Origin of the sequence: Marisediminicola sp. UYEF4 (genome assembly GCF_040546025.1) — a bacterium.
In the GTDB taxonomy this organism is placed as follows: domain Bacteria; phylum Actinomycetota; class Actinomycetes; order Actinomycetales; family Microbacteriaceae; genus Marisediminicola.
Genome location: NZ_JBEPNA010000010.1, coordinates 19485 through 31796 on the forward strand (window position 1 = coordinate 19485; position 12312 = coordinate 31796).

Here is a 12312-nt window from a genome sequence, read left to right on the forward strand (position 1 = left end):
TTGCTGACGAGCGCTGAGCTCATCACTGGAGACGTCGCATAGTTCGGCCTAGTGCACCACCCTGCTAAGGTGGAGAGCCCTTAATGGGCTCCGTGGGTTCAAATCCCACCGTCTCCGCTCATTTTGCCTGGTCAGCCATGATTTTCATCTGACGACCCGAGACTCCTTTCGATGCCGTTCGTGTTCTCGGGAATGGGGCGAGGGTCCCGTGAGGGTCCCGAGGCCAGTTCGTTGAGACGGGCCAGTCCCTCGATGGTCTGTCGCTCGCCCAAGACATGCGCGTAGACCTTGAGTGCCGTGCGCGGGTCGTCGCCCAGCCACTCGGCGACCTGGTTGATCGGGATTCCCGCGCGGAGCCAATTAGAGGCGCAGTAATGCCGCAGCATGTGCGGACGCTTGCGCGGGGCTGTGGCCGACCACCGCGTGATGCGCCGATAGAGAGTCATGCGCAGTTGCCGACCCTTCGGGCTTGTGAACAGGTAGGCCTCGGATCGCTTACCCGCTGCCGCTTCGCGCGCGATCTCGCGCGCCCTATCGGTGAGTGGCACGGCGCGTTCGCCGTTGTCGGTCTTGGGAGCCTTCTCGTCGTATCCCTCCGATTGTGCCCTTCGCACCCATGCGGCCGGGAAGGGCGCGTCTTGGAGGTCGGAGACCCGCAGTGCGCGAGTCTCCGACCAGCGCAGCCCTGTCAGGGAGGTCCATTCCGTGACGGTGGCGTAGTGGGCGGAGAGCGCGCGCTGGGCTTCCAGAGTCGCGGCAAGACTCTCGGTTGTGAACCACTCATCGGCCGGCTTCTGCTTCGCGCCGGGCGGCAGCTCGACGCTACGCACGGGATGCGTCGCCACGTACTTCTCGCGTAACGCATACGTGAAGAGGGCGCTGAGCGAAGTGCGCATTCTGGCGACGGTGGACCGCTCCTTGATCTTGAGCTGGTCGGTGAGGAAGTCGAGCACGTCCGCCTCGCTCACGGTGCCGATGGGTCGTGCTCGGAGTTTCGGGGGAATGGCGGCGAGGTTGTCGCGGTCGGTGCGATGCGAGTGCGCCGCAACCTGGGATACACGTGCATCGAGGAACGCTGCGATCACCTCGTCAAGTGGGGTTCGTGCTTTGCGGGGTGGCAGGAACGTGCCGAGCTCGAGCGCGCGCTTCTGCTCGCGTTCCCAGGTCTCAGCGTCGCCCTTGAGACGGAACGTCTGCTGAGCGACGATCTCGCCGCCGCTCTTGATGCGTGCTTTCCAGCGCGCCGATCCGTCCTTGAGGGTGCGCTTCTCGATCACCTGTTGCTCCTCGGATGTGCGAGCGCCTCGATTGCGGCGACGGGGTAGAGTCGTCGGCTACCAGTCACGACGGGTTCCACCGGCGAACGCCCTGTCTTCGCCAGCCTCCCCAACGTCGACGGATGGACCCGCAACGCATTCGCGGCCTCTGCTTCGGTGAAGAACAGCCGCTCCTGCGGTGCGGATCCCTCAGTTCTCTTAGTGTCCACGAGCGCCTCCCATGCTCAAACGTGTGTATGCGCCAATACACGCGATTAGACCATATATCGCGTGTATGCGCAAGACCATCAGTTTGTAGTGCATGCCGATACAATCTGGAGCATGAGGGAATCGAGTTCGCCGTATGCGCGTCAGGACGCGGACGGCATGATCTTGCAGGAAGACCTGCCGGACGGGTGGCACCTGCCTACCCGGTTCCCAGGCGAACGCAGCGACGATGCCAGCACGCAGATCGACGCGATCCTCGGCTACGACGACTCGAATACTGCGGGCCCGAACGCGGATGAGTCCGATGGCTCGACGCAGGACGAGACCACCGACGGACGGTGGCGCTATGTCGAGCACTCAGTAACAGGCACTCGCGTATTCCTTCGCTTGCAACGTCAGATGTTCGCTGTGCCGGAGGAGGTGCGCATCACCGGAGTCGTCTACCTGCCCTGGCGCCCCGGCGACCCCATAACTAGCCGACTCCTACGTGAACTACCGACCGCGCAGATCGAGGCCGCGATCAACAAGCGCCTGTTCGCCATGAAGCGGAAGCACACGATCACGGGTGGGAAGATCACCTTGCCCAGTGGACGGAAGATCGCCGAGCGCGACCTGCTCAAACCCCTCGGCGGCACCGCAAAACAGGACCCCGATTTCTACCAGCGAGTCGCCCTTCAGCATGGGCGTCTGGTGCAGCAGGACGACAAGAACCCGAGCGCCACCATGGCGCAGATCAACGGCGTCGCCCTCACCACCGCACAGGGCTGGGTTGCCAAGGCACGGACGCGAAGGTTGCTGCCGCCTGGGCGCCGCGGACGTGCCGGGTAGGGTTCCGGGCCGACCACGATAGATCCGGTTTCGTGGCCATAAGTGGTCGGCGCACTGAGAGCCTCGCACTTAAGGGCGAGATTCGCGATCCCAAGGCAGAATACTGGAAGTCGAAACAGGTCAGCTTGCGATTCTGAGCACCTTTGCTGGCAATCGGTGGCCCTGCCTCTGGAACATTCGTTCACGGGACGTGAAAGATTGGGCCGCGCCGGTGCCACTTCGCGTGCTTGTTGCCGAGGTCTGTGGCTGCCAGCGAAAGAATGCGGCCGGAGGCACCGAAGTGCGCCAAGAGCGCAAGGACCAACATAATCCGGTTGGCGCGTCGTGTTGCGCGGAGCAGCGTGTCATCTGTCCAGATTCCCGTACTTCCGGAACCGTGGGCGATGGCATTTCGGACCTCCATGAAGACGGGAACCCACTTGTCGGCCTGGAGGAAGGCGTTGCCAAGGACGATCGGGCCCAGATGACGGACCATCTCGCCGACCTTGGCGCGGAGTGGTGTCGCGTTCAGAGTGCCTTTCACCGCCTGAAGCAACGCTGTCTTCACAGCAGGGTCGATCTCGGTCGCCTCGATCGCGTTCGTGGCGGTGTTGACGTCTGCTTTACTGAACCGTCGGGGCAAGTTGATAGACAAGCTGAGCAGCCGGTCCAAAGCAGCAGCGCTCATCGCGAGGTCCGCCTCCACCAAACTCGGTGGTGCATAGCTCAACGCGGCGGCGATCTCAGTGACGGGTCGCAGCATTCTTCGTGCTTCCCACCAGCGCTCGATCACTAGGACAGCGCCAGGCCCTATCAGGGAGACGAACGGCCGACTGATGCGATGGCCCGGCGGCACTGCGCGTGGGAAACGGACGCGACCGTGGACAACGGCGATCTCCCCAGAGGAGGTCTTGACGTTCAGCGCGCCACGTCCGCTCGGCTCGTCCACAAGGAAGGTCAAAAGGTCCTGAAACACAGCGAAATGCACCTCAAATTCGTCGAGCGGGGCGCATTCTTCGGTGGCGATCGTCAGGGATGCTCCGTCGACCGCGATGGAAAGACTCATTGGGCGTGTGCGGTCAAAGCCAGGGATCGTGATTGGCCCAACAGCGGCGTGCAGGGCGGCTATATTCACCGGTGTGCAAGCGATCGCGAGGTGCTCAAACGTCGTGGACACCTCGGCGACAAGTTCAGGGATATCGTCGACGCCAACCCAGATTTGGTCGACCCGAAATTCCGTTGGGCCCATCGCTTGACCGCTCAGGACCGATTTCTGTCCGTTCAGTTCCGTGCGCAACTTCACCCATGGGCTCGCCGAATTGTATGGGAAGCCGTTTGCTATGCGAAGCATCAGGCGGTCACCAACCACAAGCGTCTCGGCCAGCTCAGCGTTCGCTCGGCCCTCAGCGGTGATCATGAGACTCGGCACTGGCCAGGGAAAGTCGGAGGCGAACAGTGTCATGTGCTTGTTCTACGGTTCCACCGTGACAACCGTGTCGTACAGCCCGACCCGTCGCAGACCGTCGTGTGACGCAATCCCGGTGTACGAGAGAGAAGCATCCTCGTACCGCCGAAAGGCGAATACCGCCTGGTTCATGTGTGCTGCGTTGAAGACGCCGAGCGAGACGAGTAGGTCGAAATCCTCGACGGTGAGACCAGTGACGGCCTTGAAGAGGCCGGGCTCGAGCTTGGTGATGACGTCCTTGAGCGTGTTCTCTCGGTAGTCGGTCAAGTACATAAACGCGGGGATGCGCGTGGCGAACTTGATCAGCTTCTCCTGGATCTGCTTGCGCTTGGACTTGTATTCCTTCTCCTCGTCAGAGAGTTCTTTCTTCTCCTTCGGGGTTAGGGTCTCACCTTTCTGCTTCTTTGTGTTCTTGACCAGCTCGGATTTGTTGACGACCGTCTCGAAGACGTGATCCCCCAGTGCCCGGAACCCCTCGATATTCATCACCGCGGCCATCGCAGCGGCGTTGCCCATGATTTTCCTCAAGGTGTCATTGTCGACATTGACGAGGATCGCTGATTCCCACTTGCGAGCGAGCAGTGTTGCCGAGGTGCCGGCCATCGCGATGTCGAGTATGCCGCCGGCATCGACCTGTGTCATATTCGCGCCGTCATACGCGAGGACTGGCAGGAACGATACGAGTTCCTCGACTGCGCGTTCCGGGTTCGGCTCATCGGGTGATAGGCCTATGCCGTAGTCGGAGAGCTGCTGCAGCGCGCGGGTCGGTGCGAAGTCGAAGACGAAGCAGACCGGCTTCAGCACCTCCTCGGCATTCGGGTCGTCGCCGTTCGGGTTCTTGATCGACCATGTCGACTGCACGCGGAATGCAGCCTGGAAGTAGGTCTCGGGTGACTTGAGGTTGCGGAGCATGAGGATCGACGCCCACTGCGCGACGGTGACCCCTGTCGTCAACTTTCCGCAGGATAGCGTGATCGTTTTCGTGTCGACCCCATTGCCGATCGCCTGTCGCACCGGCGGGAGCGCCTCAAGTCCAATGCCTGCGCCGGGGCCAGCGACGTTGAGTACTCTGTACTGGCCCCAATAGGGCGCGTTCTGCTTCTCCGCGAGGAGGTTCGCCATTGCGTGACAGGCGGCGACGTTCGGCAGGAACCAGAACGAGTGCTGGAGGTACGGCAGTAGCCGCGCATCGGAGTATGGGAACGGCGGCCGTGTGCCGCCCTTGAACGCGTCGACTTGGGTGGGGAGATGTTGGCCCCGAATGATGTCGAGCCACTTCTGTACGTCATCTTTGTGCTTAAAGGCAGAGTTCGAGCCGACGCCTGTCGCGGCGAAGAAAGCATTGAGGTCGAACTCATCGAACTCACCTGAGCTTGCAACCTTCACCAGTTCGTCCGGCATCTGATAGGTAAACAGTCGCATCTCAGGGAGCGCCCCATAGGGGTTGAGCTTGTTTGGGTGCTGCTTCACATACTCGGCCTTGGCCCGCTGCTCGTCGGTATAGGTCCAGTTGAAGATCTGCTCCTCGATGAATTCCCCGGTCGCCAGCGCTTTGAACGGCGTGCCCGAAAGGTAGAGGTAGGCGCGGGTCGTGATCGGCAGAAAATCGTTCTCGTCGCTTCCGAGCTCTTCGAGCTCCTCGTCGAAGGTCTCCAGCGCCTCGCCATACTCCCCAGCGAGCTCCTTCTTCGCCTCTTTCTCGTCCTCGCCCTCGAAGAGCTCTTTCGCGCTGTCGCGCCAGGCGCCGTAGTGGTACTCATCGAAGATGACGAGATCCCACTTGATGGCGTGAATCCACTCGTTCTTCGCCTTCATAAGCCCGGTCGCCTTATCGCGACCGAGCAGGTCCTGAAATGATCCGAAGTAGACGAGCGGCTTCTTATTGTCGACGGTTTTCGGATCGATGCCGGAGGACTTGGAGACGTATTGCCAACCGTCGAAATCCCGGTGCGAAAGCAGATCAGTCGCCCAGGCGTCCTCGACCGCCGGCTTGAAGGTGACGACGAGCACCCGTGTCGCGCCGAGCGACTTCGCGAGCTGGTAGCTGGTAAAGGTCTTCCCGAAGCGCATCTTCGCGTTCCAGAGGAACCGCGGCACACCGTGCATATCCTCCTTCCAGATCGAGTGGAAGTAATCGTGTGTCTTCTCCACCGCGCGCTTTTGCTCCGGACGCATCGGAAACGTCTCGTGGTGCGTGCCGCTGACAGACTGTCCGGTTCGCAGCTCGGTGATCGCCGTCCGCACATCGGCGACAGAGCACTTCATCCATTCCAGCGTCGGGTTCGCAAAACCCTTCGCCTTCAGTCGCGCTCGCACATCGAAATCACGGAGAAACGTGCCATCATCGCGCACCGCCGACTCATCGATCTCTATCGAGTAGTTAGTGACCGCCGCTGTCTTCACCTGTTGTGCCACACGAGTCTTTACGTCCTGTGCCGTCTGCCCGACCTTCAGCCAGCCCTCGTGCTGCTCGTCATGGATCGTGTAGGCATAGATACGGAGCTGCCCCTTGGGGCGCTCCGGCATCAGTTCATCAAGGTGCTTAATCATTGTCCTCATCGTTCGACGTGACTAACTCGTTGCTGGGTCGCTCTGCGATCATCGACTCGATGAAGCTGATCTCTGATTGTTCGATCCCATATCGCTGATACAAAGCCTCGTCAGTCCATACCCGGTCGAAGGGCAGTACAGGAACAAAATGATACGAGTCGCGCGTGATGTTTTGAGTGATCTTCCGAAGTGATACCAGGAAGCGCACAAATCGCGTTCGCATGAAGGCAGCCAGGTTCTTGGCCTGCTCCTCCGAATCGCAGACACCGATCACGAGATAGGTTTCCGTGCATGCCGAACTTGGGCCAGCGACCACCGGCTCGCCGAGAATCGTCACATCGTCCCGACCGCTCGTTCCATGAGCCTTGACGAGCAAGACCTTCCATCGATCGATCCACTCCACATTGCTGGAGATGACGCTGCGCTCCATATAGGAGGTCTGCTGATTCCCGTAAACCAGCACCGAATCCTTCATTCCAGCAGGACTAGTCTTGCCTCGCTGGTTCGTAAGGCCGAACGGCTTCCTTGCCGAAACCTGATCACCGAGGCTCGGCTCGACGGCGCCTCCGAGTCGAAAGCCTGCCACCTTGTCCAGAATCTTCACGGCTTCGTTCCGCCGAACCAGGACGTCGTACGCATCGAGCCGCCTGGTAACCGGGGTTCCGACGACCTCGTTGCCGATCATGGTGACTACTTCGCAGCCCGCAAGGTGATCGCGCCCCCATAGCCAGTACGAGACCCCTCCACGGATCTTCACACCAGGGAAAACATCATAGAGCTGCGGGAAGTCGACCAGTTTGACGAAGCGGTGGTCATGGAGCATTTTGTCGCGGAACTCGTCCAGACCCTTACCGCCCGAGAACCAACGGGATGGCGTAATCATCGAGACATATTGGGGCTCAAGCGCGAGGGCTGCCTTGACAAACAGGTTGTAAATCGGAGTCGCGGAAGCGCCGTTTCCGCCGCCTCCGTCGCCCAATTGGTAGGGCGGATTGCCGATTACGACGTCGAAATGCATGTTGGCTCCAAACAGTTGCGCGATTCGCGTCTTGATGTCCGTGGTGTGGATGAAGGCGTAGGCGTGAGACTCGAGTCCGCCGCCTCGTGCGTACTCGGCCTCGTTCGCCCCGCAAAACTCGCAGCGCCCCGTATCGATGAGCTCGACGATGATCTCACCGCCCTGGGTTGGGTCAATCTGCCGCTCGCGCTTACGTCCGCCCCACGTGTGCTCGGTGCGTGCGAACCAGATGTTGCCGTCCTCGGAAGTGAACGACTTTGCGATGGAGTGCTTGCCGTTCGCCCGCTTCGAGCAGTAAAGACTGCGGCGGGCGAGCATCGAGGTGAGCTGCGTGATCCCGATTCCGAAGACCTGCTTCGTCAGAATGTGGTCAACACGCTCCCGGAGGTCCGGGATCGTCGTCGCGAGCCCATCAGTCAGCCGTGAGGCGATCTCTCGGAGAAACACCCCCGACTTCGTGAACGGGTCGAGAAACGTCAGGGTCGAATCGGCCCAGATGCTCGCGCCGTGGTGTTCCTCGGCCCACGCGATTTCCAGCGAGTCGAGCATCTGGTTGGCGAGCTCTGGTGGAGTGAACACTTCATCGTTCGATAGGTTCGCGATGCAGGTGAGCACGTCCGGATTCCGGCTTCGGAGTGTGAAGGTCGCCTGGTTCATGACGCGATCTGCTCGACGGTCATAGCCGGATACTCCTTCGTCGGCCTAAAGATCTCGGTCTCCTCAAGGTGGTCCCAGAGCGTGCCCTGGAACGAGGCGCGCTGAGTGAGGTTGTCGTATCGGAAGTCGCGGCGCTGGAATTTACCCTTCCCGAGGTAGCCCCATTCAGGGAAGACGATGGGTTCGCCTTCGGCGGTTGTCATACTGAGGGCGTCGCCCCGAATGATGTTCGCGGCGAGGACGCGCTCCGCAGCCCGGTGCCAGTCATCACTCGGCTTCGCATTGAGGTAGCTGGCAAACACATCAACGAGGTTCTCGCGACATTCGACAGCGTTGTCCGTGAGTAGCTCGATCCCGTAGATGCACATCAGGGCCAGGAGAGCTTGGTGCCGCCGTTCGAAATCCGACTTGCCGTATCGCGCTTCGACAGTGGCAAGCTTTCGCCGGAGAACTGGTACGAGGAAGTTGCCCGAACCACACGCGGGCTCCAACACGCGCGAATCGATGCGCTCGGACTCAGCTTTGACGAGGTCGAGCATGTCGTCGACCATCCAGTTGGGCGTGAAGACCTCGCCGTGGTCTGCGACACGCTGCTTCGACTTGACGAGGCGCGCGGAGGATTGGTTGGTTGTCATCGATCCCCCTCTTATCTTCCTGTGCTCTTCGAGTGTAGTGACGGGCTCGGACAGCACCGGAGACAAGGTCGCATGTTGGCGCAGTACCGCTGCCTTGTTCTCTCATCGTTCCGACTGCCCTGACGTATTTGTCCTACTCCGCAGACCTGCTGATCCCTCTAACTCAGTTGAATGTACGTATGCTACCGTAGGTAGTGGCAAATACACGCGATAATTAAGGGGTGACGATGCAGGGCGGCGTGATCCTATTCAGGGGCTCCGGCACAGACGCGCGTCGCTACTTGGAATCAGACCGTTCCCGCGCTGACGAGTATTACTTGGAGGGCCGTATAGCCCTGGCGGAGTTCTCCGTGGTCGGCGGTAAGGGTGCCGTGGTCGGTGAGGGCGTGCTGACACCCGACCAGTACGCCCAATGGGTCGATTGGATCAACCCGATCACGCGGGAGTCGATGGGTAAGCCACGTCTGCCAGGGAATGGGCGGCGGGGTTCTCCGCGGTTTGCGGAGATTGTGGTGAACGCCCCCAAATCCCTGTCGATCGCCGCTGCCCTGCACCCGGAAGTGTCCGAGGCCTTGGATGCGGCACAGCGCGACGCGATGGGGGAAATCCGGCGTTGGCTCGGTCAGCACTCGATCACCAGGATCGGCCCGCGGGGGAATCAGGAGGTGGTGCCGGTCGAGCAACTCGAAACCGTTTCCGTGGTGCACAAGACCTCCCGCGCTGGTGACCCACACCGACACATCCACTTCCAGATCGGCGCGCGCGTCTGGGCGGCCGGCGCCTGGCGGGGTTTGGACACGGGAGCGTTGTTCAAACAACAGGGCGCGATTCGTGCGTTGGGTACGGCGGTGATCGCCGCGCACCCGCGACTCGCGGCAGTTCTCGACGCTCACGGCCTGACCCTCGATCCTGTCACCGGCGAGGTCGCGGAGTTGCAGCCCTACAACGCGGTCATGTCGAAGCGAGGCAAGCAGGTTGCGCGGAACCTGGCGCGGTTCGAGGAGGAATGGCGGGCATCGCATCCAGAGCGAGGGCCCGGCCCGGTAGCCAGGTCGAGGCTGACCGCGATGGCGTGGGGGCATGAACGGCCGCACAAAAGGCCGGCTGCGTTTGGCCACGAGGACGCCTGGCGCGCTGAGCTGCATCACGCCGGCTACCGGCCGAACCCACAGCGCATGATCGTGCAACCGGCGGTGTCGCTGGATGACCTGAGCCTGCAACAGGTCGCGTCGCGGGCGCTGGACCGCTGCGCCGCCGCAGCATCGACCTGGACCGTGCACAACATCCAAGAGCACGCCACACGCATCATCACGGAGACCGGCGTGCAATCCGATCCGAAAGCACTGAGCCGCTTTGTTGCGATCACCACTCGCCTCGCGTACGAAGATTGCCTCTCCGTGCTTCCCCCCGGCGCGGCCCAACCCGAGCACGTCGCGCACCTCACATCGCTGCATGTGGTTGCGGTCGAGACGAGCCTGCGTGACATGCTCCAAGCACGCGCGAACGCTGGCACGAGCCGTGTATCGGACTCGACCCACTTGGTGGCCGAGCAAGCGTTGGACGACGGACAAGTGCAAGCCGCTACTGCCATTGCTTCTGCTGACCCCCTCGTGGTGGTCGAAGGCGCGGCGGGAGCGGGGAAGACCAAGATGCTCGGTGCCGCTATCGAAGCCGCAGCAGAGCATGGGCGCTGGGTGCGGGTCGCGACACCGACCAAGAAGGCTGCCGAGGTTGCCCGCCATGAACTCGGCGTTCCCGCCGACAGTGTGGCGAAGCTTGTTCACGAGCACGGTTGGCGGTGGAACAGCGACGGCGTCTGGACCCGTCTCGCGCCCGGTGACATCGACCCCAGCACAGGTGTCACCTATAGCGGTCCAACGAATGCGGCACAGTTAGCGCGAGGTGAGCGGATCGTGGTGGACGAAGCTGGAATTCTCGACCAGGACACTGCCCTTGCCCTGCTCGCTGTTGCAGACGAGTACGGGGCAACCCTCGCCCTCGTCGGTGACCGAGCGCAGCTCGCTGCCGTGGGTCGCGGCGGGGTGCTCGACATGGCTGCGCAGATCAGTAGTCGTGTGTTCGGCATTAAGACTGTGCATCGCTTCACTGACCCGGTGTACGCCGAACTCACCCTGGCAATGCGGGAAGGTCGGAACCCTTCGCTCGTGTTCGACCGGTTGCACGCTCTCGGCCTGGTCGTCGTGCACAACAGCAGCGAAGATGTGCACGACGTGATCGCCCGTGATGCTAGCGAGGGGGATGCGATCATCGTCTCGACCAACGAAGAGGCGCGAGAACTGAACGCACGCATCCGTGAGGAGCGGGTGCGTGTCGGGCTGATCGATGACGTCCGCACGGTGGCTGGCAACGACGGTCTGTTGTTTGGTCGCGGTGACGTGATCCAGACCCGTCGCAACGATGCCGACGTGCAGGTCGCGAATCGGCAGACCTGGACTGTGAAGGATGTCGGTGATGATGGGGCTGTCTGGGTGGCAGAGAACGGCAGCGGGCGGAAGCATCAACGCACTGTTCGACTTCCGGCTGAGTATGTCGCTGAGCACACGCACCTCGCCTACGCATCCACCGCCTATGGCGTGCAAGGCACGACCGTGCCCGAAGCGCATACCGTTTTGAGCGATGCGCTCGACGCCTCCGGCGTCTACGTCGGAATGACCCGCGGCCGCGAGAGCAACCGCCTGCATATCGTCGCGACCGATCTGGACGACGCTCGTGAGCATTTCACGGCCGCACTCGAGCGAGTCCGTGCCGACCGGGGACTTGTCGCGGCAACCCGGACCGCTAGTTCGGCTGTGGCCGGACTCGCGGCCGGCGGTCCGGTTCGCTTGGTGAACGACGAACGCGCCCGCCTTGTCAAAGAGATCGAACGTGCCGATGCGCAGGCGGGCAAGTGGAAGCGAGCAGCAGCCGCACTGGAGGTGCAGAAGCGCAAGCACCAGGCAGAAGTTGACGAACAGCGGACACTCCTTGATTCGGCAGAAGGCAACGCGGAGAGGATCCGCGCCGAAGTCGCCACCTCGCTGATGACGCAGGCGGCAGACGATGGGGTGGCCTTTCTCGTGGCTCGGGAACGCATGTGGGACGCGTCGAACACTCGCCCTTCACCCATCCTGCGCCGATCCGCCGACCGCAGGCGGACTCAGGCGGTCCGCGAATACGACGATCAGGAGGCGGCCGTACGTCGCCGTTGGGGATCGACGCCTGTGACCCCCAGAGCGGTGCAGGCGTGGGCAGAGACTGCCGTCGGCCGCCTCGTCGAGGACGACTCACGCATGCTCGATGCGCAGCGGCACGTCGCGCAGGTAAAGGAAGAGTCGCAAGACCTTCACGCGCGGCAGGGGAGTGATCGCGACGCGCTCCGCATTGGTATCTGCGCCCGCACCCGTATCTCGGGTAGCGTCACGACCCACGCCGTTGAATGGGCCAAGCGGGCCGAGCAGGCGCGCAGTCTTCTCGCGCAGATCGATGCGCTACCTATCGACCAAGTGGCGACCCTCATCCGTGAACAAGCGGAAGCGCAGGTGGCGGCTGACCACGCTGCTGTGGATCGTGCTGCTCGCGGCCGAGCATCAGGGTACGAATCGCTGCATCAAGTTCAACATAGACAAGAGCTGGACCATGGAATCGTAAGGTAGTTTGAGCCTTCGGTAGACTGGGCCGAGTCGTGTGAAGTACAGT

Annotated in this window: 7 protein-coding genes and 1 tRNA gene; 3 read left to right on the forward strand and 5 right to left on the reverse strand. The window is 61.9% G+C overall.

Annotated features, from left to right (window positions below; translation table 11 throughout):
• The first annotated feature begins 27 nt into the window (after window positions 1-27).
• Window positions 28-117: transfer RNA gene (locus ABIB15_RS10180), tRNA-Ser, on the forward strand.
• 14 nt (window positions 118-131) lie between these two features.
• On the opposite strand, the gene ABIB15_RS10185 is transcribed toward ABIB15_RS10180, so the two are convergent.
• Complete coding sequence (locus ABIB15_RS10185) at window positions 132-1277, reverse strand: tyrosine-type recombinase/integrase (protein ID WP_354477829.1); 1146 nt, start codon at window positions 1275-1277, stop codon at window positions 132-134.
• 321 nt (window positions 1278-1598) lie between these two features.
• Here ABIB15_RS10185 and ABIB15_RS10190 point away from each other — a divergent pair, with 321 nt between their 5' ends.
• The gene (locus tag ABIB15_RS10190) at window positions 1599-2312 is read left to right on the forward strand and encodes a hypothetical protein (RefSeq protein ID WP_354477832.1); all 714 of its coding nucleotides are present in this window, start codon (window positions 1599-1601) and stop codon (window positions 2310-2312) included.
• A 181-nt stretch (window positions 2313-2493) separates the two neighbouring features.
• Here ABIB15_RS10190 and ABIB15_RS10195 read toward each other — a convergent pair whose 3' ends face one another.
• The 4 genes from ABIB15_RS10195 to ABIB15_RS10210 are packed head-to-tail and all read right to left on the reverse strand — an operon-like array spanning window position 2494 to window position 8673.
• Window positions 2494-3753 carry a hypothetical protein gene (locus ABIB15_RS10195; RefSeq protein WP_354477835.1) on the reverse strand — a complete coding sequence of 420 codons (1260 nt, stop codon included), beginning with the start codon at window positions 3751-3753 and terminating at the stop codon, window positions 2494-2496.
• A gap of 9 nt (window positions 3754-3762) precedes the next feature.
• Window positions 3763-6306 carry a DEAD/DEAH box helicase family protein gene (locus ABIB15_RS10200; protein WP_354477838.1) on the reverse strand — a complete coding sequence of 848 codons (2544 nt, stop codon included), beginning with the start codon at window positions 6304-6306 and terminating at the stop codon, window positions 3763-3765.
• Window positions 6299-7981, reverse strand: coding sequence for an Eco57I restriction-modification methylase domain-containing protein (locus ABIB15_RS10205; RefSeq protein WP_354477841.1), 1683 nt, complete (start codon window positions 7979-7981; stop codon window positions 6299-6301). The genes ABIB15_RS10200 and ABIB15_RS10205 overlap by 8 nt, the downstream gene beginning before the upstream one ends.
• The gene (locus ABIB15_RS10210; RefSeq protein WP_354478067.1) at window positions 7978-8673 is read right to left on the reverse strand and encodes an N-6 DNA methylase; all 696 of its coding nucleotides are present in this window, start codon (window positions 8671-8673) and stop codon (window positions 7978-7980) included. Before ABIB15_RS10210 ends, ABIB15_RS10205 begins: the two co-directional genes overlap by 4 nt.
• A 170-nt stretch (window positions 8674-8843) precedes the next feature.
• Between ABIB15_RS10210 and mobF the strand changes: the two genes are divergently transcribed.
• A complete protein-coding gene (gene mobF, locus ABIB15_RS10215) occupies window positions 8844-12269 on the forward strand; it encodes a MobF family relaxase (RefSeq protein ID WP_354478070.1) in 3426 nt (1141 codons plus the stop codon).
• Window positions 12270-12312: the final 43 nt, after the last annotated feature.

Excerpts from the sequence above, each read along its gene's own strand:
- ABIB15_RS10190 (WP_354477832.1), top strand. The coding sequence starts at position 1,599 with ATGAGGGAATCGAGTTCGCCGTATGCGCGTCAGGACGCGGACGGCATG.
- ABIB15_RS10195 (WP_354477835.1), bottom strand. The coding sequence starts at position 3,753 with ATGACACTGTTCGCCTCCGACTTTCCCTGGCCAGTGCCGAGTCTCATG.
- ABIB15_RS10200 (WP_354477838.1), bottom strand. The coding sequence starts at position 6,306 with ATGATTAAGCACCTTGATGAACTGATGCCGGAGCGCCCCAAGGGGCAG.
- ABIB15_RS10205 (WP_354477841.1), bottom strand. The coding sequence starts at position 7,981 with ATGAACCAGGCGACCTTCACACTCCGAAGCCGGAATCCGGACGTGCTC.
- mobF (WP_354478070.1), top strand. The coding sequence starts at position 8,844 with ATGCAGGGCGGCGTGATCCTATTCAGGGGCTCCGGCACAGACGCGCGT.